Raw genomic sequence first — 25,799 nt, 5'->3', positions numbered from 1 at the left:
TTCTCCGTTTTCTTTTAGAAATGTGTCAGCATGGTTCTGCTTATGATCTCATCCTGTACATCCTTGCATAGCTCTACAAAGAATGCGCTGTAGCCGGCTACGCGGACGATTAAGTCACGGTACAGCTCCGGAGCTTTTTGAGCCTTAACTAAGGTATCGTTGTCCAGATAGTTAAACTGCATCTCACCGTTTCCGAACATGCAGGCCGTACGAAGGAGGGTGATCAGGCTTTCTTCCCCTTCCGGAGTATCTAAAAGTCCTGCCATGATCTTAAAGTTATGAACCATACCGATGTTCATGCTGTCATTGGACATCTTGGATACGGACTTGATGATTGCGGTGGGTCCCTTGAAATCTGCACCCTGGGTCGGGCTGATTCCATCGGAAAGAGGCAGCCATGCGTTACGGCCGTTGGCAGAAGCGCCTGTCATCTGTCCGAATGGGGTGTTATTGGAAATGGATAAGGTACCATGGCTTAAAACAGAATATAACGTCTTATATTTCCTGTGTTCATGCTCTGTAAAGTCAACCAGGTCAGCAGCAATTAAATCTGCATAATCATCATCATTTCCGTATTTCGGAGCATTAAGGCAATCGGTACGGATCTGGTCATATCCCACAAAATCAGCCTTTAAAGCCTGGTTTAACTGCTCCAGTGTATACTTTTTCTCTTCAAATACAAGCTTCTTGATGGCTGCCATGGAATCTGCATAAGTAGCAAGTCCGGACCATACCACACCAGGCCCGAAGTTATACATGGCGCCGCCTGCGGATACATCCCTGGCCTTTTCCATACAGCCTTCATACATGATGGACATGAGTGGCTTTGGAGCTAAGTCCCTGTGAACTCTCTGGGAAATTACGGTGGCAACATCGGTCCACTTTGTAATGTATTTAATTTCTTCTTTTACGGCAGCTTCAAACTCTTCATAAGTTTTGAAATTGCTTAAGTCACCCATATCCGGGCAAACCTGCTTGCCATACCATAAAGGAGCGCCGTGGTTTAAAACAAGCTCAATGCAGATGGGCCACTGGGTATAGGCAGTGGAGGTCCACTGATACAGACGGCCGGACTTCTGAGGCTCTACGCAGCCCATGAGGCAGTAATCACGTGCATCTTCAATGGATACGCCTTTTGCAAGCATCATCTTGATGTGGGCATCGTCAAAATGGCATGCAGGGAATCCCATACCGGAACGAACCACATCCACGATCTTTTTCATGTACTTTTTCGGGGACTTGTTGTGGATACGGCATGCAAGAGACGGCTGGTAAATCTTTACATGACGTACTGCATCCATAAGTAAGTAAGTTAAATCATTGGTGGCATCGTGTCCGCTGCGGGTCACGCCGCCTACACACATGTTTACAAAGGGCTGGTATCCTGCAAAGAATTTGGAACCGCCTTCGCTGGTGATCCACATCATCTCAGACATTTTGATCAGCATACAGCCTGCAAGCTCAAATGCCTGGAAATCATTCATACGTCCGGATTCGATATCATCTTTGTAGAATGGATACATATACTGGTCCACACGTCCGATGGACATACCGGTCTGGTTTTCTTCTACTACGAGCAGGGATTCAATGGTCCATACGGCCTGGATCGCTTCCCAGAAGGTTCTGGGCTTGTGTGCAGGAACGTAAGCATTTACTTCAGAGATCTTTAACAGCTCTTCCTTACGCTTTGGATTGGTTTCCTTTGCTGCAAGCTCAGCTGCATACTCAGAAAGTCTTTTTGCATAGATCATAACGCCTTCTGTGGTATCGATAATGGATTTGTAGAAATAAATCTTCTCAATATCATCAGGATTCTCATAATCCAGTTCCTTTAAATGATCCTTGGCTTCCTGCTGAATGTCCAGCATGCCCTTCTTCATAAGAATCACATCATAGCCCGGGTTGGAGTCACCGCCGCCGTTGATGGCATGGTAGGAGCAGTCAGATACAAAGGATTCCCCTGATAATTCCCATACCCCTGCTTCACGGTACTGATCCTCACAATACTCATCAACCGATTTGCCGGACCAGTATGGGAACAGCTCTTCTTTCATGATTTTCTTGTCTTCTTCAGAAATATAGAAGGGATCCTGAGGACGTGTGCCGATGGTATCGATCTCATCTACCATCCATCTCCATGCGATATCCGGGGAGAATGCACCTGCACGGGGAGCGCCGCAGGGAGCACCTACGATAAGCTCATTATCCTGAATGACCAGGGGCGCAGTCTCACAGCAGTAACGGAAGCATTTTGCACGAAGCATGATCTTTGGCATGCCGGGATTTTCTTTTGCAATCTTGGTAATGGCCCGCGCACGGTAGGTTGTAATAGATGGCTTATGTGTTAAGTAATTATCTTTTAATTTCTGAAGTCTTGAAGTAATCCCTTCCGGTACCTCTGTACCTCCCTCACAGCATGCTGCTGCCTGAGATGAAGGTTCTTTTTTGTTGATTTCATCAGAAACAGTTTCAAACATTTTCATCAGGGAAGCTCTTTCTTCCGGTGTCATGTTCTTCGTTGCTTCCACAAATTTATTTGAAAATTCACGAATATCCAATCTGATTTCCCTCTCTTTCAATTATTTACCACCTAATGAATCAAGCGGATTTGCTTGCATATCCAGTTGATTCACAAATTCAAGGTTGAAAGACGCTTTTCTTTCAACATTTATCATCCAGCTCTTTTGACAAGGCTTCCAAAATCTGCTTAAGGAGCTCTTTTGCATCTTCACAGTTTCCCTTTGTCTTAAGAGCTTTCTCATATCCGCCTGAAGCTTTCTCTGCCGTCCCAAGGAACTCCCTGGCTCCCCGGACGCCATATCCCACACTCCGTATGTAAATGAAGTTCATAGGTGAGACGTTGTCAGCCGTGATTCCGGCGCCGGCCGTAATGCTTCCTAAGGTCATGGCAGGAAACAGGTTGGTGGTGGCTCCCATGCTGCCCAAAGTGGCGGGAGTATTGACAAGAACTCTGCCCACCGGCTTCTTTAAGGCGAACTGGCGTATTACTTCCTCATCCCTGGAATGGATCACCAGGGTATGTCCATGGCTTTCATTTACAAGAAGGCTCATGCATTTTTCACAGGCGTGCATCCAGTCATTTTCGATGTAATAAGCCAATACAGGACACAAAAGCTCTTTTGCAAAGGGATTCTTCTCAGAAATATACTTCTGCTCAGAAACCAGCACTGTTGTGGTCTTAAGCACTGTAAATCCTGCCCTGTCCGCAAGCTCTGCCGCAGGCCTTCCCATAATTTCCGTATCCGGCTTCCCGCTTTCCAGGCAGAGGAGTTCAATCAGCTTTTTCTCCTCTTCCTCATTCATGAAGTGAGCTCCGTTCTTTATCATTTCAGCCTTTACCTCTGCGGCAATAAGGCTGTCTACCACCATATACTGCTCGGCCGCAGACACGATGCCGTAATCAAAGGTGCGGCTGGCAATGATATCCTCTACTGCCTGTCTTACATCGGCAGTCCGTTCCACAAAGACCGGTCCGTTTCCCGTACCGCCGTAAATATAAGGCTTTCCGCTTTCTGCTGCCTCCCGGCAAAGCTCAGGAACTCCGGTGTTGACCACCATGGCTGCTGCCGGGTGACGGATCAGCTCCAGGGCTCCCGCCCTTGTCACTGTCTTTAAATACCCGATGGCTCCTTCCGGAAGTCCGCAGGATATTCCTGCTTCCATGAGCCGGTCAAGGAGTCTGCCGGTTACCTTACTTGCCCTTTCATGAGGAGCGATCACAATGGGATTGCCCGACTTAACGGCTGTCAGTACGTTGTAAATCGCCGTAGAAACCGGACTCACTGCCGGTGTCAGGGCAGCAATCACGCCCACAGGAACGCCTACTTTCATAGTTTTTGACCGGGAGTCTTCTTCCAGGATGCCGACGCACCTCATATCCTTTAAGCGCTCCGGAAGAAAATTGCAGACAAAGGTATTTTTCACGTACTTATCCTGGTAACGTCCATATCCGGTTTCTTCTGCGGACATGACCGCCAGTTCCTCTGCCAGTTCCTTTGCTGCCGCCGCAAGGGTGCCGGTAATGAGATCAAGCTTTTCCTGAGGAAAGGTAAGCATGGTCTTTCTGGCTTCCCGTGCACCTTCCATTAAAATCCTTGCCTCCTGTATGGAGAGCAAGTCTTTATCTACAAAACTCATTTCCTATTCTCCCTTCATCCGGGATGCCTGCTATTCCTGTACCGGAGCAGTTATTAAGGCATATCGTCTGATAATTTTTTCAAGGTGGGGATGAGGTCTTGGAATCACGATTGAGCTGTAAACTTCCGCTCCCATATCCTTTACCGCCTTGATACCGGCTTCCACAGCCGTTTTGCAGGCTCCTACGTCTCCCCGTACCAGAACAGAAATATAACCGGAAGCTACATTTTCATAACCCACCAGTTCCACATCTGCCGCCTTGCACATTGCATCAGCCGCTTCGAGAACAAATACCAGACCAAATGTTTCTATCGCACCTATGGCTTCATATCTTTCCATATCCTGTTTTCCTTTCTCTATGCGTCAATATCGTGCACGGACACAATGTCTCCGACCTCTTTGATCGGCCTTGGCATCACGTTTTTTGCAGTCATCTTGCCGATGGCTGCCGCCGCTTCTGCACCTGCATCTACAGAGGAGCGTACTGCTGCCACATCACCCTTTACCATGATGGTCACCAGGGTGGAACCTACGTTTTCATAGGAAATCAATTCTACATCCGCTGCCTTAAGCATTTTGTCTGCAGCTTCCAGTGCCGGAACCAGTCCGACAGTCTCTACAAGCCCTAACGCTTCATCTCCGTAATATCTCACCTTTGTAAACCTCCTCTTTTTATTTGCGGTATTTCTTATCCACGTATTTGTCAACCGCGCTTCTTCCGTCATCGTTAATTTCATAACACATACGCAGTTCTCCGTTCTGATCCAGATCATAGCCGCATAAGCTGACCATGCCATTTGCCTCTAAAGACATGACATGATCCAGATAACGATCCTTGGTAAACTGGCGTTCTCCGCCGTAAAGAGGTTTTAATGCCTCCATGATCTGGCCGATATCCGCATTTTTTACCCCATACAAATAATTTAAAACTGCTGTTCTTGCAGGTAATAACATTTCTTTATTCCCCTTTCCTGAATAAATCCAGCGGATTCATGGTTACCAGAATCGCACCGAACACGATTACAATAGAGCCGATTACAATCGTAGGGGTCACTGCCTGTCCTAAAAACAGGATACAGAAGAAAACTCCCCAGAACGCATAGGTTACATTTAAGGACATTCCCACGGCACAGCCGACAGTGGAGTTGCTCTTATACCAGCAGAGGAATGACACTGCGGCACTTAAGCCGGATACTGCAAGCCAGATTGCCGGAATTCCTGCAAAAAGTGTTCCGCCCAGAAGTCCCATTCCTCCAACGATAGGCAGGATCACGAATAAATCCACAACACCGGAAATCAGCTGGCGTAAGTTAACTGCCACATCAGTGTCAATCATGGCGCCGCCGTAAGTGGCAAATACGCCTTCTAAAGCCCAGCAGATTGCCGCAATAAAGGAGAATATAATTCCCAGTGTAAAGTTGTCACTGCCTTCCGGCTTTGTCCAGTTGATGATGATGGCACCGGCTACGCATACCAGCATACCCAGCATAACTCTCTTGGTAATTTTCTGTTTTAGGAAGATCCATGCAAAAATGGCTCCGAACAAGCTGCATAATGCGGAAATCGGAATCGCATAGGCACCGGCCATTGCAAGGCCTACCAGATACGCGCCATTTGCTATGGGACCGCCAAGAAGGGATCCGATGACGATCATTTTACCAGGGAATGTATGAAGACTTCTTCCCATCTCACGGATACGGCCGCTTTTTGCATTATAAACAGTCAGCCAAATTCCTGCGAAAAGATCGTTTAAGCCGGAGCACACATATGGTCCTGCCAAAAGTCCTGCCGCACTGACAAGGGGTTCATAATATCCGGCCACCAGCACAAGTACGGTATAGATTCCGTATGTAAGTCCGGATAATGCACCGGTTGTCATTCCGGTCGTCCTGAATTTTTTGTTAACTGCTGCCATTTGTGCATCCGCGGATGCAGATGTCATTCCTTGGTTACTCATTATTTATTCTCCTTCTTGTCTTTTGGAAGAATGATTTCAACCTCTGCGTGAGGACGAGGGATTACATGAACGGAAACCAGTTCTCCAACTCTCTGGGCAGCTGCCGCGCCTGCATCGGTAGCTGCCTTTACAGCACCTACATCGCCTCTTACCATAACGGTAACAAGACCGCCGCCTACAAATTCTTTTCCTACCAGAGTTACGTTTGCTGCCTTCACCATTGCATCTGCAGCTTCAATAGAACCGATCAGGCCCTTTGTTTCGATCATTCCTAATGCATCAAATTTCATTGCTTACTTCCTCCTTTTTCATGAGCAGTTCAAATGGGTCCACGGATACTAAAACCGCGCCCAGAATGATAATAATGGAACCAATGATTATGGTCGGGGTCACAGGCTGTTTTAAAAACAGGATACAAAACAGCACACCCCAGAATGCGTAGGTAATATTCAGTGACATTCCCATGGCACAGCCAACCGTGCTGTTGGATTTATACCAGCACAAATAGGATACTGCGGCACAAAATCCGGCGATCACCAGCCACAAAACCGGTGGCAGGGAAAAAAGAGTGCCTTTTAAAAGTCCCATTCCTCCTGCAATCGGCAAAATAACAAACAGATCCACAATACCTGATAAAAGCTGGCGGATGTTGATCACCACATCAGTATCCAGCATGGCACTTCCGTAAGCCGCGAACACGCCTTCCAAAGCCCAGCCTATGGCCGCAACAAAGGCGCAGATGATTCCAAGGGTAAAATTCGTGCTTCCTTCCGGCTTTACCCAGTTAATGACTATGGCTCCCACCACACAGATCACCATTCCAATGCCGACTCTGGGAACGATTTTCTGTTTTAAGAAAATCCTTGCAAACAACGCTCCAAAGAGAATGTACATGGCGGAGATTGGTATGGCATAGGCTCCTGCCATGGCCAGTCCCATCAGATAGGCACCGCTTGCTATGGGGCCGCCTACCAGAGAGCCGATCAGGATAATTTTTCCCGTGAACAGGCTTATGCTTCTTCCGATCTCCCGGATCCTTCCGGTCTTTACGTTATAAGCGGTCAGCCAGAGACCTGCAAATAAATCATTCAGGCCTGAGGTTACATAGGGAGCAGCAAACAATCCCACTGCCCCGGCAAGCGGCTTGTAATAACCTGCGATCAAAACGAATGTGGTATATAACCCATACATAAGTCCGGATACCAAGCCTGTTGATATGCCAATTGCTTTAAATTTTTTTCGTGCTTCTGTCATCTAAGTTTTCCTTCCCCATTTGAATACTGCACAAAATTCATGTTAGCCTGTTTCTCTGCTTTTTTCTTTACGTTCAGCTGAAAACGTTAGAAAACACATCACGCCAGTTAATGTTACTAATTTTACGGAATCGCTTTGTGTTTTTCTATGCATTTAGTATAGATCTTCCCCCTATGGGGAATGTCAACCGGTTTTTAAACTTTTTTATGCTCCAAATATTGGGAGCAGCTGCCACCTCCGGAAAAACAAAAGGGCTCCCCCGGTTCAGCGTCCTTTTAAAACGCCGTATCCGGGGAAGCCAGCCGATTCCATATGCTCCCTTAATCTCTGTATATGGGAACAATTACTTCTGAAACAAATTCAGCCGGATCTCTGGTGGTCCAGTAATCCACCACATACCGTTCAAAGCTTTCTTTCCCACATTTATAACCTCGTTTAGCCGCCCAGTTAAGTATTTTCTCATACTCTTCATCAATTGATTCATGCTTACCGATATGATAAACCGATGCAGCCATAAATCCTCCAAAAGTCTGCCTGTTTAAACAGTCCTTGCATGGATGAATTGCCTGCTGCATGATCCTGGCGCGGCTGCACCTGCCTGCCATCTTTTCTTCAAATGATTCGAATTTTAAAATTACCGGCCCTGTAATTTCATTCTCAGCCGATTCTAAGTGATTGGTCCACTCTATGTTAATAATGGATTCCATGTAATTGTAGCCAAAGTCCTGCTCCATACCGCAGTAGGTCACCGGCTGTATATACTTTACGGAAACTTCATTCACATCATTTTGGAGCACCAGCTTGGCTTCCTGTATCAGCTCATACCAGTCCTTAACCGCAATATAGCTGTTATGGATCTGCTGCTCCTGAAGGCATAGCTGGTCAATCTTATTGCGGAAATTCTGTTCCAGATAATAATAAGTATTGCCTTCCACCAGCCCTTCCATCTCTTCCAGCTTAAATCCCATTTGTTTGTAGTATTTTACCACCGGAACAGTCAGAAGCGTCTCTTTGTTATAATACCGATAGCTGTTTTCCTTGCAGATCATATCAGGGGATATGATCCCGATTTTATCATAAAATCTCAAGGCTTTTGTAGATATGTTGCAGATCTTACTGACTTCCCCAATTGAATACAGTTTTTTTTCTTCCATTGAAACCCCCATAAGCATATGCTTTGTCTAAGTGTTCATTGTTCATTACCGTTTTATTTATGAGTCTTCTTGTACTGATTAACTTAGTATAATCCTTCCTGTATAGGGGAATGTCAACAACTACTTATGTAATCTATATTATACGAAAATGATTGCATCGGAAAGCAGTAAAAATCTGGAACAAGGAGTATGCAGCCACGGCGGAGTGCATTTTATGAATAAAAAAGACCACCGGCCTTTCCGATTATCCGGATGACCCGTGGTCTGCTCCTGCCTTTTTATCTTAACTTCTCAATCATTTCCAATACTTCTTTCTTGGATTTCACTCCAACAGAAGTGGCTGCTGCCTTTCCATCCTTAAAAATCACAAGAGTAGGAATGCTCATAACCCTAAACTGCCCTGCCAGATCCGGCTGCTGGTCTACGTCCACCTTTCCAACCTTTACGTCAGGAATATTTCCTTCTGCAATTTCGTCGATTACAGGTGCAAACATCTTACATGGGCCGCACCAGGTCGCCCAGAAATCCACCAGCGCAATGCCGCTGCTCTTTACCACTTCTGTTTCAAAATTCTCCTGTGTCAATGTTAATACTGCCATATCATGTTCCTCCTTCTTAACCTGCTCTTTGTGTATTCACAAACAGCACCATTTATTCATTATTCACAGCATTCCCCTGTTTCCAGGAAATGCCGCTGCGTCATATCATGAACAGTTCATCCTCTGCAATGATCCCCAGCTGCGGTCCTCTTTTATAGTTTTATCATTATTGCCTTAAATATCCCCGTTTTTTGAATCATTGCCTATAGGATAACTGTAACTTTGTAAGTTTCAGTACCTTTACTGTTATTATAAAAGTTACAGTTGTATTTGTCAATAGATTTTTTTATTTACTTATAAAAGTCAAGGCCCAGCTGTCCGGTTCTTCTAAGGAACTCATCCTTGACCTCCTGCAGTCCCTCACCGGCTGATTCTCCCCCGGTACCGGACAGTTTCCCGTATTCCAATACCTCAGAAGAAATTTTACCGCCTTCATAACCTCCGCTTAACTCCAGTCCAAGCCGGAATCTTCCATTATAATATGTGATGTTTAGTTCCGGTATCTGGAAAGACCTCTTCCCTTCCTCGCCATTGCCGAAATAAACCCTTGTGCTCACACTTAGCTCCCGCTCATGAAGCGTGATCTTTCCTTCCATCCACAGCCCTTCATGAGACTCCAGTAAAAGGCTCATATCAGCCAGGCCCTCCACCCGGACCCGGGTTATATGTAACTGTTTATCAATGGTAAATAAAATTTCCTGTGCTTCTCCCTGGGTTTTCCGCTCTTTCAGCATCCGGCCCCATTCCTTCATATCTTTACCAGGGCCGTCTTCCAGCAGTTCTCCCATTTCGCTTATATAAGCATCAAACAGATCGGAAGAGACCAATGCCTTAATGGTCACGCCATTCTTATCCCTTCCCATAAATTCTATACGGCTGCAGTTCATCATTTGGATGGTATCTTTTTTTAAGGTTTCCAGCCGGTCCTTTCGCTGTTTCCTCTCTTCCGGGACAATGGAAAATCCCACAACCTTTTTTAATGCTTCCTGGCTGGTCCTTACGGATGTCCTGGTAATCCCCGGAACGGTGAGCACGGCATTTTCCCTGTCAGCCCAATAATGGACCCCATCCCTTATGGCCCCCAGAAAATACACGTCAAGGCTTCCCTGGGCAAAGGTATTTTCCTCATCCCTTTGCTCCTTCCAGGAGATTCCAAATCCTCCCGGAAGCACCAGCACCGAATGGCCATTCCATACCACTTCATCAGCCACCAGCTTTAAAGAATCCTCGTCAGCCCCTTCTCCCTTGGGATCCCTGCCCCATAAGCCCATAAGACGTCCTCTGGTCTGCAGCACCGACCGTGTCAGATAGAACCTGGCATAATACTCAGGAAGGCAGCGCCATGCTAAAGCTCCAAACACAAGGAAAAGCAGGATCCCCGCACCAATACACCCAAGCCAGCCTCTGATTCCCAGGGGTCTTTTTTTCTGTCCGGCCTTACATAATTCCTGTCTGGCTGAGTTTTTCTTCAAAAAATTCATTCAGCTTTAACACCTTCTTCCGCAATACGATCCCAATCAGCAATGATATGGGAATATAGACCAGCACGTTTTGGAGGTCTTTCCAATAGGCACCCTCATAAATTCCTCCCACGCACTCCCTCATGGCATTGATGAGATGAGTAAAGGGAAGCAGAGGATTGATAATCTGGAAAAACCGGGGAGTCACCTGTATGGGGAAGGTGCCGCCGGAGCCTGCCACCTGAATGACCATAAAGACCACCACAATCGCTTTTCCCACATCTCCAAAGGAGACCGTCATGGAATAAATGATATTGGTGAATATGATGCTTGCGATCACGGCTGCCAGCACAAATTTCCCTGGATAAAGGCACTGGATCTTCAGCATATACAAATCTCCCAGGGCCACCACCAGCGCCTGGGCAATTCCAAACAGCATGAAGGTAAGATACCTTCCAAAATAAGTCTCATACAGCTTAAGTCCCTGCGACCTGCTCTCTTCCACCCTGCATTTTACCAGTGCGACTAAAATAAGCCCTCCCACCCAAATGGCCAGGACCGTATAAAAGGGAGCCATGGCAGAACCATAATTCTCTACCGGATAAATCTTATTGGTAACCATATCCGCAGGCATCATCAGAAAGTCACTGAGCTGCTCCGGGTCATTCTTCATAATGTCCATGATCTTATTCAGCTGCTTGTTATCTGCCAGCTTGTTTACACCGTCGATCATATCATCCACCCGTTTCTGGCTCCTGTTCATCAGGCTGACAGCGCTGTCCAAAGCCTGGATCAGGCTCTGGGAGGAGGCAGTCACGCTGTTCAGGGTGGTATCGATCTCTCCCACCATGCTTCCGATACTGTCCAATGCTCCTGCAGTGGTTCCCAGAGCATCATAGCTCTTATCAAGGCTGTCTTTTAAGGGAATCTCCACCTTGCCGTTATAAAAATCAAGAATATCTGATATGGAATTGTAAACCGTATCAAGAGAATCTCCAATATCTTTTTTCATGGTATCGGGCAGCCTTTTTGTCTGTTTTACAGTCTGCTGGGCGGTCTGAAGCTTTTTGACCAGATCCTGCTGCTGTTTCACGGTATCTGTCAGCTGCTGCTGAAGGGCCGTTATCTCTTTTAAAGGAATGGGAAGCTTCTGGTTAATCTCTCCTAAAATCCTGTTTATGCTATTGCACTGGCTGATGCTTCCTGCCACCAGATTTTCCATGGCTTTCAATGCATCCAAAGCCCCGTCTGCAGAGGTATCCGTAAGCCTGCCGATCACCTGGAAGGATTCGTACACTGATTCTTCTATCTGCATGATCTGATCCAGAGTATCCTTAAGCCCTCCGGTCATTGTATCGGAAAAGCCTCTGGAGGAGTCGATGAGGGTTTTTGCGCTTTCAGCCGTTTTTCCGCCTGAGCCGATCATTTTACTCACATCCGGAAGAGTTCCCTTTATACCGTCATTTAAGCTGTTCACCGTGCGAAGGGTGGACTGCAGCATGGTGATGGTATCCACAAGCTGATTCAAATCTTCCTTTACCTCTGTAAGAGAGCTGACCGCATCGTTTCTGTCTGTTTCCTTATCAATGCTCCAGTCGTCTGAATATTTGTTCAGGAGCTTTCCAACCACCTTTGAGGTGGAATTGATAAATGTCTCATTGATCTGCTGCTGTACGCTTTCCACTCCTTTGCCGGTGATCTTTGTGGCAATGGCATTTTTCTTCTCATTTACATAATACTGAAGCACCGGGCGTTCAATGTGAGAGGTGAGAACGCTGGAAATTTTCCGGCTGAAATCTTCCGGAACGACCACAGCAGCATAATATTTCCCTGATTCCACTCCATCGATGGCCTCTTCCCTGCTGACAAACTGCCAGCCGATCTGTTCATTCTTTCTAAGCTCATCCAGGATCATTTCACCGATATTAATAGAAGAATCATCAATATCCGTGTCAAATATATTGTCAATGGAGGCCCCTTCATCCTGGTTCACAACCGCAACCTTAAGACCTTTTGTATTGGCATAAGGGTCCCAGCTTGCAGCGATGTTAAACCATGCATATAAGGCCGGAATCAGCATAAGTCCCAGCGAGATGATAATTGCAACCGGATTAAGTGCAATGCGCTTTAAATCCCCGGCAAAAATTTTTATTATGTTCTTAACATGTATCATGTGTGCCTCCTTGGTATGTGGGCTATGAAATTTTGCATTTCCGTATTATAATATTTTCCCGCACCAAATGCAATGCCTGATTCCCAATATTTTACAAATGGAGAAAAAAAGCTGTTAAGTGATTCTTTGCATCAGAATGCATACGGTCACTTAACAGCTTGCCACATTTAGAAACAAAAATATTTTTTCAGGGCGTTCCAGCCTGCATACCCATCTTAAGCTCTTCCACAATGGAAACACCCGCAGTAGACCCGATCCGGCTGACCCCAAGGTCTATCATCTTTAAAGCAGTATCTAAGGTCCTTACGCCTCCTGCCGCCTTAATCTTAATTTCATCCCCTACCATGCGCTTCATCAGAGCCACGTCTTCAAAGGAAGCCCCGGCCGTTCCAAAACCGGTGGAGGTCTTGATGAAATCAGGGCGCACATTCAGGGCGATCCTGCACAATTCTTCTTTCTCCTGATCTGTCAAATAGCAGTTTTCAAAAATCACCTTTGATATCACTTTGTTTTTTCTGCACACTTCTGTGATCTCTGCCATTTCCTTTTCAATAAAACCGTAATTCCTTTCCTTAAGCTCCGTAATATTGATCACGTAATCGATCTCATCGGAGCCGTTTAAAATGGCGGTCTTTGTTTCATTTACCTTATCTTCTATGGTCGTCTGGCCCAAAGGAAACCCAATGGCAGCGCCCACATGGACAGGGCTGCCTTTTAGCAGCTTCCGGCAGCGGACCACCTGAGCCGGGTTGATGGCTACCATTTTAAAACCATATTCCATGCTTTCCTTACAAAGCTTTACAAAATCCTCATGAGAGGCCCAGGCTCTCAGCTGGGTGTGGTCAAAATAAGAGGCCAGCTCCTTTGGACTGATCTGAATCTTCCCCATAAATCGCCTCCTTTACAGCTTTAATCATCGTCATCCTGATTCTCATAATTTTCCGTCTTACATGCGGCAGTATCCTTCATCTTCTTTAACAGAGGATGCTGTTTCCATCTGTTTAAGGCTGTGGTGGCCTGATAGGCAAGGATCTGGAAAAACGGAAGAAAGCACAGCGGGGTCAATAATTCCGGAAGCTCAAAAGAAAGATTTAAGATCCCTTCTCCGGTGCATCCAGGCTGATTGGTTATTAAAAATGCCCTGTCGGTCACCTCTCTGCATGCTTTAAAAATGGTCTGGATCCGGCTGCTGCTGTTTCCTCCGTCAATGAGAAATACCGTATAACCAGGGGTCATCTGAAGATTGGGTCCATGAAGGAATTCCTCCGATTCATAAGCAGTGGAAGGGATTTTTACGGTTTCACCCAGCTTTAAAGCTCCTTCTAAAGCCGTGCCGTAATTGGCGCCGCATCCGCAGACATATGCGTTTGTCATGGAAGTGAATTCTTTATAATGATCTTCGAAGAATTTCATGGTTTCCTTTTGAACTGTCTCATGGATTTGTGCCGCCTTTTCCATATCCCGGCATACTGCCTCTGCTTCTTCCTCCTTCATCAAACCTTTTCTTACAGCAGCCTCAAGGGTAAACAGCATCAGAAACAGTGCAAAGGAGGTCACACCCTTTGTCACATATCCTACGGTCTCCACCCCCACTCCATAATCGATCAGCACATCCGCATAATCCTTCATATCACTGGAGATACTTCCCGTAATTCCTATGGAAGCACGTCCCTGCTCACGGATCATCTTTAAGGCATCAATGGAATTGGTGCTGTATCCGCTTTGAGATACTACAAAAACAAAATCCTTGTCACTAAAATCGTGTTCGCTGCAAAGAAAGGTAAAGGGAGATACGATCTTTACTTCCGACTTTAAATACTTTCTCATAAACTGGCGGGCGCAGTAGGAGCCATTATAGGAGGAGCCGGAAGCTACGATCCAGATGCTTTCGTAATCCCCTTTTTCATATTCTGCAAGCAGCGGGGCTGTCAGCTCTTTCCGGTTTTTCACATTTTTAAGTATTACCTCAGGGGACTCTTCCACATACGTCATCATTGTTTCTTTCATAGTTTCATTCATTTTGTTACCGCTCCTTTTTTTATTTAGTAAAAATGAGACCAAACGCGTTTTGTGCAATAATTATATCATATCCTTAAGTATAGTCAATAATGTATTAAAAACATACAAATATTTGTAATTACATATTGACAAACTTTACCCATGAGACTATGATTTGTTTATACATTGTTTATACTTTTTTTATAAAAAGGAGTGGAAAAATAAAAAAGAGCACAAAATACCAGAGGGGATACAAAATTTAAAAAGGAGTGACAAACATATGCCCAACATTCTATTAACAAGAATCGACAACAGGCTGGTACATGGTCAGGTGGGATGCTCCTGGGTGGGAGCCATCGGCTGTAACCTGATCGTTGTGGCGGACGACGAAGCTGCAGGTGACCCGGTCCAGCAATCTCTGATGAAAATGACCGCGGATTCTACCGGAGTAGGGATCCGGTTCTTCACCCTTCAAAAAACCATTGAAGTCATTCATAAAGCAGCACCAAGCCAGAAAATATTTATTGTGGTGCGAAATCCCCAGGCTGCCAGAGTCTTAATCGAGGGCGGGGTTCCCATTGATAAGCTCTGCATCGGCAACATGCATGTGGCTCCCGGAAAAAAGGTGTCAAATGAACCTCATGTGTATCTGGGAGAACAGGACTTAGAGGACTTGAGGATGATTCGTGGAAAGGGGATTGATGTGTATATCCAGATCGCTCCCGGGGATAAAAAGCATGATTTTGAGGTAAAGTAAACACATTTGTTCATGGAAATTGAGAAGGAAAAATATGGGCAATCATGATGAAAACCGCAGGAACCACCTGCGGTTCAATAATAAAAGGAGGGTTTAATATGCAAATCACTTTAATCCAGGGGATTTTGCTGGCTTTACTGGCTTTTATCTGTGCCTGTGATGCCTGCTGGGAAGCCTTTTTCTGGTTCCGTCCCATTGTTGTCGCCTTCTTCGCCGGAATCATCCTGGGCGATGTGCAGGTCGGCTTAGCCGCCGGTGCCGTTGCAGAGCTTTCTTATCTTGGTCTGCTTACCGTAGGCGGCACGGTCCCCCCTGATCCGCTTATGGCAGGCATGATGACAACGGTCATCGCATTCACTACCGGCCAGAGCGCGGAAACAGCTCTGGGACTCTCGCTGCCCTTTGCATTGCTGGCACAATGGGTCGGAATTGTCTGCAATACCACTTTCGCAGGCTTTTTACGTCCCCTTGACCGTGCATGTGAGAACGCAGACACAAAGAAATTTACACAGATCGTTATTCTTGGAATTGTAATTAAGGCAGGCATCTATGCCCTGATCACATTCCTTTCCGCTTTTGCATTGCAGAACCAGATCTCAGGATTTGTAAACATGTTCCCGGAATGGCTGATCCACGGCTTTGAAATATCCGGCGGCCTGCTCCCTGCAGTCGGTCTTACCCTGTTGCTTGTTGTCATGCTTAAAAAGCAGAACGTGGCTTATCTTTTTATTGGCTTTTTAATGATGACATTCTTACAGCTTGGCAATATCCTTCCGGTAGCTATCGCAGGAATCGCCGTAGCATTCATTGGCTATCTCAATGATGAAAACATCAAAAAGAACGCCGTAACTGTAGGAGGTGCTGACGATGACGGTATCTAGAGATAAATTGACAAAAAAAGATATCAACCGGATGAGCCTGCTTTCCATATTGGAACAGTCCTGCTTCAGCTTTGAGCGCATGCAGGCCCCAGGCTTCTGCCTTGGTTTGCTTCCCGGATTAAAGAAGATTTACGGCAGCCAGAAGGAAGAAATCGCGGATGCCATGAAAAACAACATGGACTTTATTAACACTGAGCCACATATGGCCACCTTCCTTCAGGGACTTGTCCTTTCCCTGGAAGAGAACGGACAGGACAGAGCACTGATCAAGAATATTAAAACCGGCTTGTTCGGTCCTCTGGCAGGATTGGGAGACGCGATCTTCTGGTTTACCCTGCTCCCCATATCAGCGGCGATCTGCTGTTCCCTTGCCAGCGGCGGTTCGGTACTTGGTCCCATCCTTTATATTGCCATCTGGTTTATAGGAGCCATATCAAGACTGTGGTTCGGCCGCATGGGATATAACATGGGTGTGGGAGCCGTTGACTTAATCAGCTCCAATGCCAGCGCCATCACAAAGGCAGCGGGCATCCTGGGCATGATGGTGGTAGGCGGTCTGATCCCAAGTTACGTATCCCTGCATTTTGCAGAAACGCTGGTAGCTCCCGGCGGTGTTTCCATACAGGCGATATTTGATTCCATCATGCCGAACATACTGCCACTTGGGTTTGTATTCGCTCTTTACTGGCTGTTTAAGAAAAAACATGTTAATACGCTGATGCTGATTATTTTCATTATCCTTGTATCAGTCGTATTGTCTTTCTTTAAAATCATGTAACTCACGGAAGGAATCCTATCGAATTCTGCCGGGGGCCGTACAGGAAGATCTGGAAGAATTTACCTATCTCCTGTATGGCCCTTGTGCGTGTGAAATTGCAGGGAGCCTTATCACATCTGGATAGGAGCCGGGGATGCCTTCCTGACCGCCTTTCTCTTAAGCCTCGCAGGCCAGGGCTGGAAAAAGGGCTGCCAGATGACGGAACAGTCCTTAAAAAAGGCCCTGGAAAACGGCGCCCGCTACGTGGCAGAAAACTGCATGTTAAAAGGCGGCCTCTGACGCCGTTTTAAGCACCGCGGACATCAATCGCGATATCCGTCAAAATAACGTTGCAGGGAAAATTCCCCAATGGTATACTGTACAGACGGGATCTCCCTGTTATGGAGGTGTATACATGAAGTTTGAATTTATACAAATTGATAAATATAGTCCGGTTCCATTGTACGAACAGCTAAAGGCCTGTCTGATCAAGGCTATCCGGAACGGAACTCTGACTCCGGGGCAAAAACTGCCCACAGAAGAGGAAATATGCCTCAAATTCGCCATTTCCCGGCCTGTGGTCCGGCAGGCTTACGGAGAGCTGGACAAGCTTGGACTGCTGGAGAGGAAGCGGGGCTCCGGAAGCTTTGTGAAGTCCAATACGGACCGGGGAGTATTTTTGATGCAGCTTGTCAGCTACAATGAGGAGCTGGCCATGATCGGCATGAAAGCCGGAACCGATTTAAAAAAGAAGGAAGTCGCCCCTTATCATGCTCAGATTTACGAAAAACTCCGTTTGGAACCCCAGCAGCACTGTCTTCATCTGGAACGGATGCGCTATGCGGACAAACGCCCTTTTACCTATATTGAAAATTTCGTTCCCTTGGATCTGTTTCCGGGAATTGAAAATCATGATTATGGGACAGAATCCCTGTATCATATTATGAAGGATGTATACGGTATCTATCCGGCCAGGGCGGTGCGGTCCATCCGGGCGGAAATCATCGATCCCGCACAGGCACGCTTATTTCACATTGAAAAAGGCTCCCCGGTGCACATGCTGGAAAGCACCGCTTACGACCAGTATGACCGTCCCATTGACTACAGCATAGAAACTTATCCCGGCAACACACACCGATTTGACTTTGTGGTTTACAGAGAATAAAAATGAATGAACGCCCCGGAGGCATACTCATATGCCCAAAAGCGCGGGTGGGAAAGAGGAGATTATGACTGGAATCATTATTACAGGCCATGGATCATTTGCATACGGCATTTCAAGCGCACTGGAACTTCTCACAGGTCATCAGGATTTTTTAATTCCAATAGATTTTAAGGGAGAGCACAGTGAGGAACAGCTGAAGGAAAATTTAAAGGCAGCCTTTGAACGTTTCAGGGACTGTGAACAAATCCTTGTGCTATGCGATATCCTTGGCGGCTCCCCATTTAAAAATGCAGTGCTTTTAAGCTTTGGAGATGAACGGATCAAGGTTCTTTACGGAATAAACCTGGGTATGGCAGTGGAACTGGCCATGCGCTGTATGACGGGGCAGATACCGGAAGGAGACACCCTGGCCGATGAACTCATTGAAGTCGGAAAAACGCAGATCGGAAAATACCGGTATGAACCGGTAGAAACGTCTGAGGAAGAATATGAGGAAGGAATTTGACCAATGATAAAAGCAGTGATATTTGATATGGATGGAGTTTTGATTGACAGTGAAATCGTGTACTTAGACCACATGCATGAGAAGCTGAAGCTGAAGTACCCTGATATCAGCAGGGATGCACTGTTTACCGTTGTGGGAGCCACTACGAAAAGGACCATGGAGATTTTAGGCGAGGTGATCGGAAAGGATACGGATTCCCTGGAATTTCAGGAAATGTATGCCGGAATCTGGGCCGATTGCCGCCCGGATTATTTTGCTATCCTGCGTAAGGAAGTACCGGAGCTTTTAAAAGAGATTCACCGCAGAGGTTATCTGGTGGCTCTCGCATCTTCTACCAGCAGGGCAGGGATTGAAGAGGTTCTAACGACCTGCGGGCTGAAGGGTGACTTTGATTATATTATAAGCGGCGAGGAATTTAAGGAAAGCAAACCTAATCCGGAAATTTATCTCCACACGGCTGAAGCCCTCCATTGTGCGCCGGAGGAATGCCTGGTGGTAGAGGATTCCACCTATGGAATCATGGCTGGACATGGGGCGGGAATGACTGTGGCTTCTCTTGTTGATGAACGGTTCCGTTTTGACCGGAGCCTTGCGGATTATTCCATTCATAGCCTTGGGGAGGTGTTGGAGGTTCTGGAAGGGTTGGAAAAGAAGGGATGATGTGGATTGGATTCCGGGCGGAAGGGATTCATGTGGAAAAGTACCCGGCATGTTTGCTTATAGATTGATCTGAATCAAACATTTTTTATAATATCCACCATTAGATTGTGCTAAGCATAGGACCTGTTGAAAAATAATGCCTTCAACAGGTCCTTAATTTTATGTCACTTTATTATTTATGATTTTCATTTAAAATGATCATTCTGCGAGGTGGCCTGCTGCTATCACTGAAAATTAACCATCTAAATTAATAAATCTCCACTTGGTATGATATTACAGGCCACAGCATATACATTTTAGGATTAATAAGATCATTCGGAGGGATCATGGTCATACATGTTGTACAACCCGGTGAAACCATCAATTCAATATCAGAGTATTATAATATCCCCGTTTACAGATTAATATTGGAAAACGGAATAACAAACTCTGACAATTTAGCAATTGGCCAAACCATTGTGATTGTTCAACCAGAAATACTATACACCGTCCAAATCGGCGATACTTTGGAAAGTATAGCAGAGAAGTACGGTGTTTCACCCATGGAATTATTAAGGAATAATCCCTATCTTTCTGATAGAGATTTTTTATACTCCGGTGAAACCATTGTGATAAAATACCAGACAAACAAGTCAAGAACGATTGCCACTAGTGGTTATACCTTTTCTTATATAGATAAATCCGTTTTAATAAAAACGCTTCCTTTTTTATCATATCTGACCATATTCAATTACAGAGCCACAAGTGAGGGAGAAATTATCTCCATTGATAACGACGCCGAACTGGTTCAGCTGGCTAAAGCTTATGGCGTTGCACCTATGATGTTTGTTTCTACGATTACGGAAGAAGGAACAATTATTCGTGAAATAACCTACAATATTTTAAATGACCCTATTGTGCAGGATCGCCTCATTGATAATATTCTTCAGATGCTGAAAACAAAGGGTTATTATGGAATAAATATGTATATCGAAGATATTACATCGGAAAACCTAAATAAAATTGTAGAATACATAAAAAAAGCTTCTGCGATATTTCATTCAGAAGGTTACAGAGTATTAGTAACCACAACACCAGTTATGAATATTGATGGACCTAGAGTCAGTTTTGAAAAGCTGGACTATTCACAATTTTCTGAATATGTAAATGGAATTGTGTTTGCTTCCTATGATTGGGCCAGATCTTATAGCTACCCAAGCTCAATTTTTCCGGTTAATGTTTTAAGAGAATTATTGGACTACGTCGTTAGTATTATTCCATCTGAAGTCTTTTTCCTGGGAATCACCACACTCGGTTATGATTGGACACTTCCTTATGTTCCAGGCGCTACAGGGGCTACTGCTATAGCAAATGATAATGCGATACTAATTGCAGCAGAAAACAATATACCAATCCAATTTAATGAAGCAGCACAGTCACCTTATTTCTATTATATGGATATTGGTGGGATTCTTCACTTAGTATGGTTTAATGATGCAAGAAGTATTGACGCACGAGCTGAACTGGTAGCAGAATATAACCTTCAGGGTCTGTCTCTCTGGACAATTATGAGATTTGATACCCAAATGTGGTTTATTATTAATAATAAATATTACATAGAGAAAGTCTCAGTGATAAACATTGAGACATAATAGTTCCACAGAAAATCGCTGAAATCCACTGACAGAAAAAGAAACTTAAAACTTCATAGCAAAGGCCTAATAAACTGTCTATAACAGTCTATCAGCTAACAAAGGCGCAAATATAGCGGAAACCCTGATAAAACCTAGGTTTCCGCTACCAATAAAAAAGCGCGAGACGGGACTCGAACCCGCGACCCCGACCTTGGCAAGGTCGTACTCCACCAACTGAGCCACTCGCGCATAAACAACTTTTTTATTCATTTATTACAACACTGGAATTATACCATATGTCTTTAATAAATGCAAGAGGCTGCAATAAATTTTTTGATTTTTTTGTGCAATTCATTTTTAAATCTGTTTACTGATTCAATTCCCTTCGGTTGTACCAATTCGCAATCGGAATCCCACCATCATTTGCAGTTCAACCACCATTATCGTCATCAAATTCAGTAGCTTTTTTTAGCAAATAATGATAAAATAACACTATATATTGCATACAAGTTTCTATACATTCCTGTCTTGTCCGCTCCTGGCACTCATAAATCAGCCATGTACCGGACAAGCTTAATAAAACAACTGGAAATAAGACAAATACAGGACAGCATTCCAACGCCAGCGGCGTTATTACTTGACCTGTGCCGCCGGTATAGGCGGCAGAACGGAGTTTTACATGTCACTCATACCGTTTCAAAAATTACCTCCCCGGAGACACACGGAAGATGCACGCCAATATGCATACCGGATTATCCGGCATTTCATTTTAAATCTTCATCTGCCCCCGGGCCGTAAGATGAACGAGGTAGAACTTGCCGATGCTCTGAGCATAAGCCGGACACCGGTCCACGATACGCTCTATAAGCTTTCCCGTAAAAATCTGGTGGATATCATCCCACAGAAGGGAGCCTTTGTATCCAGGATCGACATCAGCCGGATCGAGCAGACCCTGTGGATCCACAAGCAGCTTGGAACAGCGATGCTTCAGAACATCTTCATCCGGAACGTGAAACGGCCCCAATTTGATATTCTTTATCATAACCTGATGCAGCAGGAGGACTATCTCGCTCAAGGAGATCTATCCCAGTCCGTCCGTCTGATCACTGATTACTACCGGCTCCTTTATGATCTGGCCGGCAAGATGGATTACGTCTGGGAGCCTGTACAAAAGGCCGGCATGGACTTACAAAGGCTTCTCTACCTATCTGTCTCAGATGCTTCCGTAACAGAAGATTTCCTAAGGGATCTTACCGCCCTTACCGATGCGCTTGCAGCACGGGACACAGACCGGGCATGCACCATTTACCAGCATCATCTGGCCCGGATCCTTTTAGCCATATCACCTTTAAAGGAACGCTACCCGGACTATTTTATTGAAGGCAGTAAGGGGCATGCAGATTCCAAACTTCAGGAACAGAAAGGGCTTCTTTATGAAAAATGACTTCTATCAGAACTTGTTTAATCTGGCTGGAAAAAAGGCCCTGATCCCGGGAGGGACCGGAGGTCTGGGAAGCGCCATTGCCAAAGCTTTTCTCCAAAGCGGAGCTGATGTGGCCGTGTGCGGCGGACATCCGGAAAAGGCTGCACACCTTGAAAAAGAGGCAGAACAGTCAGGCCGCAGTTTTCTTTCCCTGCGCTGTGATATCCGTGACCGGGAGGACGTGGCGGAAATGCTGAATCAAGTGGGCAAGTCATTTGGCCGCATCGATATTCTGGTAAACAGCGCCGGAATGAACCGCCTGCTGCCTGCGGAGGATTACGATGAAGATACCTTTGACCAGGTCATGGACTTAAATGTAAAAGGCATCCACACGGTAACACGGGCTGTGGGAAAGGGCTTCATGATCCCCAACCGGTACGGACGCATCGTCAACCTCTCTTCCGTAAAGAGCCTTATAGGCACAAAACAGGATTATATCGCCTATTGCACCAGCAAGGGCGCTGTCAACATGTACACAAAGCAGCTGGCCTGTGAATGGGGAAAATACGGCATTACCTGTAACGCCATCGCCCCAACCTTTGTTAGGACGCCGATTAACTCATTTCAGTTAGATGATCCTGCTTTTTTAGAAAAGCTGACGGACCGGATTCCTCTTGGGCGCATCGGCCGGGAAGAAGATATTTCTGCCGCTGCACTGTATTTATGCAGCGATGCCGCTTCCTTTGTCACCGGCCAGATCCTTGGGGTGGACGGCGGCTTGACCGCCATGCAGTAGCAGAAAGCTGCAGAGGGAACATACTGACAATCCATCAAACAGGAGGAGTTACCCATGATTTTTGGAAATATCTATAAAACCATGCTGGAAGAACAGCTTGCCGTGCTGCCTGGTCCTCTGCGCAATGCCATCAGTTATTTAAAAGACAATGACATGGCTGCTCATGAGCCGGGAGTATTCAACATAGAACTGGACGGCCTGCCTGTCATCCTGCAGGTCCTTGATTTGGAAACGAAGGACAGGGAAAGCCTGCGTCCGGAAATACACAGAAAGACCATTGACGTGCAGTTTCTTGCCGCAGGCGGTCCCGAAGAGGCCGGCTTTTACAGCAAAGACGAAACCGGGCAGGTGGACGAAGACCTTCTTGACACTCCCAGGGACATCCTTTTCTTCCGTAATGACTCTGAGGCCCCGGAAGGGCGGATCCGCCTGACTCCAGGTACTTATGCCATCTATTTTCCATGGGATGTCCATATCCCCGCCATCAAGGCCGGAGAAAACCCGGCACCTATCCGCAAGATCGTCATCAAGGTGCCTCTGGAAAGCTGCCTGCCCGGCAGCGCCCGTTAGGGGGAAGGATCATGAGCCTGAACCAATATCTGATTGAACTTTCCTTGAAGGATCCCGACCTGCGCCGTATGGCCCTGGAAAGAGTCTTAAGGCAGGAAAACCTGCCCTTTGACCGCCAGGAAGAAGAGCCGTCTGCCAAAACTCCCAGAGGAGCCGTCAATTATCTGATCTCCCCGGAAATAAGCGGGCCCAGCCTTTTGTTCTGCGCCCATTATGATGCAGTATCCGGAAGCTATGGGGCAAATGACAACGCAGCGGCCCTTTGCATCCTGATTGCCCTTGCCAAAGCCCTCCGCACCGAAGGCTTCCCCGCCCGTTTTGTTTTTTTTGACGGAGAGGAGTCAGGCAATACAGGAAGCCGCTTTTACGTCAGCCAGATGGACCGCCAGGCCATCACCGGCGTGATCAATCTGGATGTATGCGGTTACGGTGACACCATTGCAGTCTACGACCGGGGAAATGCAAAGAAGGCTTCTGTACGCTCGTTCTGTGATCAGGAAATTCTGGCAGCCCACAACGGCCTTCTGGTAAAATATTTACCCAAAAGTGATGAAGCCTCTTTTTCCGGGCTTCGTATTCCCGCGATCAGCATCGCTTCTATCCCCAGGTGGGATATTCAGTACCTGAAGGCTCTTTCCAGCTTAGGCAGCGGATTTTTAGGCCATCCCCCGGAGTTTGATATGATACTCAGTCAGATGGATGTGTCTACTACCATGCATGGGGGCTACCGGGATTCCCCAGAATGGGTGGAGCCGGAAGCCATGATCCGCATTTATGATTATCTTATGGATGCGCTGCACGCGCCGGAAAATAAAAAAAAGCGGTTCCTTCTGTTTTAAATGCAGAAGGAACTGCTTTTTTAAGTAATGATGCCTAAAAATCAAAGGTAAGGACGATTTTGCGGATAGACGGATCATGGCTGTCCACAAAGTTAAATGCCTCCTGAGCCTGGATCAGCGGGAAGGTATGGGAAACGGAACCGCTTAAATCCAGTTTTCCTTCATGGATCAGCTCAATGGCTTTTCCAAACATTTTATTCTGCAAACGGGAACCTCTTACATCCAGTTCCTTGGAGGTGACGGCAAACTGGGTGATCTCCGTAGGAGAGGTGGAAAAGCCCATGGTCATGACCCGCCCTGCATTTCCGGTGGCCTGAAGAAGCTGGATCAGGGAATCCTTGTTGCATACGGCATCAATGGAAACCGTGGCTCCTCTCATGTGTGTATACTCCTTCACCTTTTCCTGCAAGTCTTCCTTTAAGGTGTTGATCGTATAAGCAGCCCCGTTCTCTTTGGCTGTTTCCAGCTTATCATCCTGGATGTCCGCAACAATGATGTGGTCACAGATCAAACGGGCTGTCTTTAAAATAGAGCTTCCAAGAGCCCCGGAACCATAGATCAAAAGCATGTCATCCTTATTCAGCTCCGCACGGGTGCAGGACTGGATGCCAATGGTGGCGGGCTCGATCATAACGGCATCTTCATCGGAAAGGGAATCCGGCAGGATGTAACAGTCAGACTCAGGTACAGCCATGTATTCACGGTAGCCGCCGTCAATGTGAACGCCCCGCACTGCCAGGTGATCACAGACATTGCCCCGTCCGATGCTGCAGGGATAGCAATGGCCGCAGCTTGTTACCTGGTTGATGATCACCCGGTCACCGACTTTTAAATTCGTGACAGAAGGGCCGGTTTCCGCCACTCTTCCCACCATTTCATGGCCGATGATCCTGGGATAGGTAGCCGCAGCATTGGTTCCATGATAAATGCCGACATCAGAGCCGCAGATTCCCGCAGCAGTCATTTTGACCAGCACATTATTTTTTTCGTCAATGACCGGCATGTCTACATCAATGACCTTTAACTCATAAGGTTTTACAATTTGTACCGCTTTCATAAATCTTAAATCTCCTTTACTGT

At 46.2% G+C, this 25,799-nt stretch carries 26 protein-coding genes and 1 tRNA gene; 11 read left to right on the top strand and 16 right to left on the bottom strand.

Annotated elements, in window-relative coordinates:
• Positions 1-14 precede the first annotated feature (14 nt).
• The 14 genes from cutC to K401_RS0111450 all read right to left on the bottom strand — a co-directional run bounded on the left by cutC (position 15) and on the right by K401_RS0111450 (position 14,774).
• Positions 15-2,558 (bottom strand): choline trimethylamine-lyase, encoded by a 2,544-nt coding sequence (gene cutC, locus K401_RS0111515; protein ID WP_024293085.1) that lies wholly within the window; start codon positions 2,556-2,558, stop codon positions 15-17.
• A 103-nt stretch (positions 2,559-2,661) separates the two neighbouring features.
• Positions 2,662-4,158: an aldehyde dehydrogenase family protein gene (locus tag K401_RS0111510; protein ID WP_024293084.1), complete on the bottom strand. Its 1,497-nt coding sequence runs from the start codon at positions 4,156-4,158 to the stop codon at positions 2,662-2,664.
• A gap of 30 nt (positions 4,159-4,188) precedes the next feature.
• On the bottom strand, positions 4,189-4,497 hold the full coding sequence (locus K401_RS0111505; protein ID WP_024293083.1) for a BMC domain-containing protein: 309 nt from the start codon (positions 4,495-4,497) through the stop codon (positions 4,189-4,191).
• Between the two features lie 17 nt (positions 4,498-4,514).
• Entirely contained in the window at positions 4,515-4,811 is a 297-nt protein-coding gene (locus K401_RS0111500) for a BMC domain-containing protein (protein WP_013274585.1), read from the bottom strand.
• Between the two features lie 19 nt (positions 4,812-4,830).
• Positions 4,831-5,112 carry a hypothetical protein gene (locus tag K401_RS0111495; RefSeq protein WP_024293082.1) on the bottom strand — a complete coding sequence of 94 codons (282 nt, stop codon included), beginning with the start codon at positions 5,110-5,112 and terminating at the stop codon, positions 4,831-4,833.
• A 4-nt stretch (positions 5,113-5,116) separates the two neighbouring features.
• The gene (locus K401_RS0111490; RefSeq protein ID WP_029700738.1) at positions 5,117-6,115 is read right to left on the bottom strand and encodes a DMT family transporter; all 999 of its coding nucleotides are present in this window, start codon (positions 6,113-6,115) and stop codon (positions 5,117-5,119) included.
• Positions 6,115-6,405, bottom strand: a complete 291-nt coding sequence (gene eutM, locus K401_RS0111485; RefSeq protein ID WP_024293080.1) for an ethanolamine utilization microcompartment protein EutM — start codon at positions 6,403-6,405, stop codon at positions 6,115-6,117. Before eutM ends, K401_RS0111490 begins: the two co-directional genes overlap by 1 nt.
• Positions 6,395-7,369, bottom strand: a complete 975-nt coding sequence (locus tag K401_RS0111480) for a DMT family transporter (protein WP_024293079.1) — start codon at positions 7,367-7,369, stop codon at positions 6,395-6,397. The genes eutM and K401_RS0111480 overlap by 11 nt, the downstream gene beginning before the upstream one ends.
• A gap of 320 nt (positions 7,370-7,689) precedes the next feature.
• Complete coding sequence (locus tag K401_RS0111475) at positions 7,690-8,523, bottom strand: MerR family transcriptional regulator (protein ID WP_024293078.1); 834 nt, start codon at positions 8,521-8,523, stop codon at positions 7,690-7,692.
• Between the two features lie 278 nt (positions 8,524-8,801).
• Positions 8,802-9,122: a thioredoxin gene (gene trxA / locus K401_RS0111470; protein ID WP_024293077.1), complete on the bottom strand. Its 321-nt coding sequence runs from the start codon at positions 9,120-9,122 to the stop codon at positions 8,802-8,804.
• 290 nt (positions 9,123-9,412) lie between these two features.
• Positions 9,413-10,603 (bottom strand): hypothetical protein, encoded by a 1,191-nt coding sequence (locus tag K401_RS0111465; RefSeq protein ID WP_024293076.1) that lies wholly within the window; start codon positions 10,601-10,603, stop codon positions 9,413-9,415.
• Complete coding sequence (locus tag K401_RS0111460) at positions 10,560-12,755, bottom strand: YhgE/Pip domain-containing protein (protein ID WP_024293075.1); 2,196 nt, start codon at positions 12,753-12,755, stop codon at positions 10,560-10,562. The genes K401_RS0111465 and K401_RS0111460 overlap by 44 nt, the downstream gene beginning before the upstream one ends.
• A gap of 187 nt (positions 12,756-12,942) precedes the next feature.
• A complete protein-coding gene (gene deoC / locus K401_RS0111455; protein ID WP_024293074.1) occupies positions 12,943-13,644 on the bottom strand; it encodes a deoxyribose-phosphate aldolase in 702 nt (233 codons plus the stop codon).
• A gap of 20 nt (positions 13,645-13,664) precedes the next feature.
• A complete protein-coding gene (locus K401_RS0111450; RefSeq protein ID WP_027352489.1) occupies positions 13,665-14,774 on the bottom strand; it encodes an SIS domain-containing protein in 1,110 nt (369 codons plus the stop codon).
• 259 nt (positions 14,775-15,033) lie between these two features.
• On the opposite strand from K401_RS0111450, the gene agaB reads away from it, so the two are divergent.
• The 7 genes from agaB to K401_RS0111410 all read left to right on the top strand — a co-directional run bounded on the left by agaB (position 15,034) and on the right by K401_RS0111410 (position 21,109).
• Complete coding sequence (gene agaB, locus K401_RS0111445) at positions 15,034-15,510, top strand: PTS galactosamine transporter subunit IIB (protein WP_024293072.1); 477 nt, start codon at positions 15,034-15,036, stop codon at positions 15,508-15,510.
• Positions 15,511-15,608: 98 nt separating this feature from the next.
• Positions 15,609-16,391: a PTS sugar transporter subunit IIC gene (locus K401_RS0111440; protein ID WP_024293071.1), complete on the top strand. Its 783-nt coding sequence runs from the start codon at positions 15,609-15,611 to the stop codon at positions 16,389-16,391.
• Positions 16,378-17,169 carry a PTS system mannose/fructose/sorbose family transporter subunit IID gene (locus tag K401_RS0111435; RefSeq protein ID WP_024293070.1) on the top strand — a complete coding sequence of 264 codons (792 nt, stop codon included), beginning with the start codon at positions 16,378-16,380 and terminating at the stop codon, positions 17,167-17,169. Before K401_RS0111440 ends, K401_RS0111435 begins: the two co-directional genes overlap by 14 nt.
• A 394-nt stretch (positions 17,170-17,563) precedes the next feature.
• A complete protein-coding gene (locus tag K401_RS0111425; protein ID WP_024293069.1) occupies positions 17,564-18,313 on the top strand; it encodes a GntR family transcriptional regulator in 750 nt (249 codons plus the stop codon).
• A 31-nt stretch (positions 18,314-18,344) separates the two neighbouring features.
• Entirely contained in the window at positions 18,345-18,818 is a 474-nt protein-coding gene (locus K401_RS0111420) for a PTS sugar transporter subunit IIA (protein ID WP_084492853.1), read from the top strand.
• A gap of 3 nt (positions 18,819-18,821) precedes the next feature.
• Positions 18,822-19,478: an HAD family hydrolase gene (locus K401_RS0111415; RefSeq protein ID WP_024293067.1), complete on the top strand. Its 657-nt coding sequence runs from the start codon at positions 18,822-18,824 to the stop codon at positions 19,476-19,478.
• Between the two features lie 326 nt (positions 19,479-19,804).
• Complete coding sequence (locus K401_RS0111410; RefSeq protein WP_024293066.1) at positions 19,805-21,109, top strand: LysM peptidoglycan-binding domain-containing protein; 1,305 nt, start codon at positions 19,805-19,807, stop codon at positions 21,107-21,109.
• 158 nt (positions 21,110-21,267) lie between these two features.
• On the opposite strand, the gene K401_RS0111405 is transcribed toward K401_RS0111410, so the two are convergent.
• Positions 21,268-21,340: transfer RNA gene (locus K401_RS0111405), tRNA-Gly, on the bottom strand.
• A gap of 430 nt (positions 21,341-21,770) precedes the next feature.
• On the opposite strand from K401_RS0111405, the gene K401_RS0111400 reads away from it, so the two are divergent.
• From K401_RS0111400 to K401_RS0111385, 4 genes are read left to right on the top strand one after another with little or no spacing between them, the layout of a single operon-like run.
• Positions 21,771-22,535, top strand: coding sequence for a GntR family transcriptional regulator (locus K401_RS0111400; RefSeq protein ID WP_024293065.1), 765 nt, complete (start codon positions 21,771-21,773; stop codon positions 22,533-22,535).
• Positions 22,525-23,310, top strand: coding sequence for an SDR family NAD(P)-dependent oxidoreductase (locus K401_RS0111395; RefSeq protein WP_024293064.1), 786 nt, complete (start codon positions 22,525-22,527; stop codon positions 23,308-23,310). The genes K401_RS0111400 and K401_RS0111395 overlap by 11 nt, the downstream gene beginning before the upstream one ends.
• 54 nt (positions 23,311-23,364) lie before the next feature.
• On the top strand, positions 23,365-23,880 hold the full coding sequence (locus K401_RS0111390; RefSeq protein WP_024293063.1) for a NanQ anomerase/TabA/YiaL family protein: 516 nt from the start codon (positions 23,365-23,367) through the stop codon (positions 23,878-23,880).
• An 11-nt stretch (positions 23,881-23,891) separates the two neighbouring features.
• The gene (locus K401_RS0111385; protein ID WP_024293062.1) at positions 23,892-24,719 is read left to right on the top strand and encodes a M28 family peptidase; all 828 of its coding nucleotides are present in this window, start codon (positions 23,892-23,894) and stop codon (positions 24,717-24,719) included.
• Between the two features lie 34 nt (positions 24,720-24,753).
• On the opposite strand, the gene K401_RS0111380 is transcribed toward K401_RS0111385, so the two are convergent.
• Positions 24,754-25,776, bottom strand: a complete 1,023-nt coding sequence (locus K401_RS0111380; RefSeq protein WP_024293061.1) for a zinc-binding alcohol dehydrogenase family protein — start codon at positions 25,774-25,776, stop codon at positions 24,754-24,756.
• Between the last annotated feature and the right edge of the window lie 23 nt (positions 25,777-25,799).

The sequence above is a fragment of the Lacrimispora indolis DSM 755 genome, from assembly GCF_000526995.1.
GTDB classification, from domain to species: domain Bacteria; phylum Bacillota; class Clostridia; order Lachnospirales; family Lachnospiraceae; genus Lacrimispora; species Lacrimispora indolis.
The sequence above is the reverse complement of the archived record's forward strand: the minus strand, read 5'-3'. Positions and strand labels throughout refer to the sequence as shown.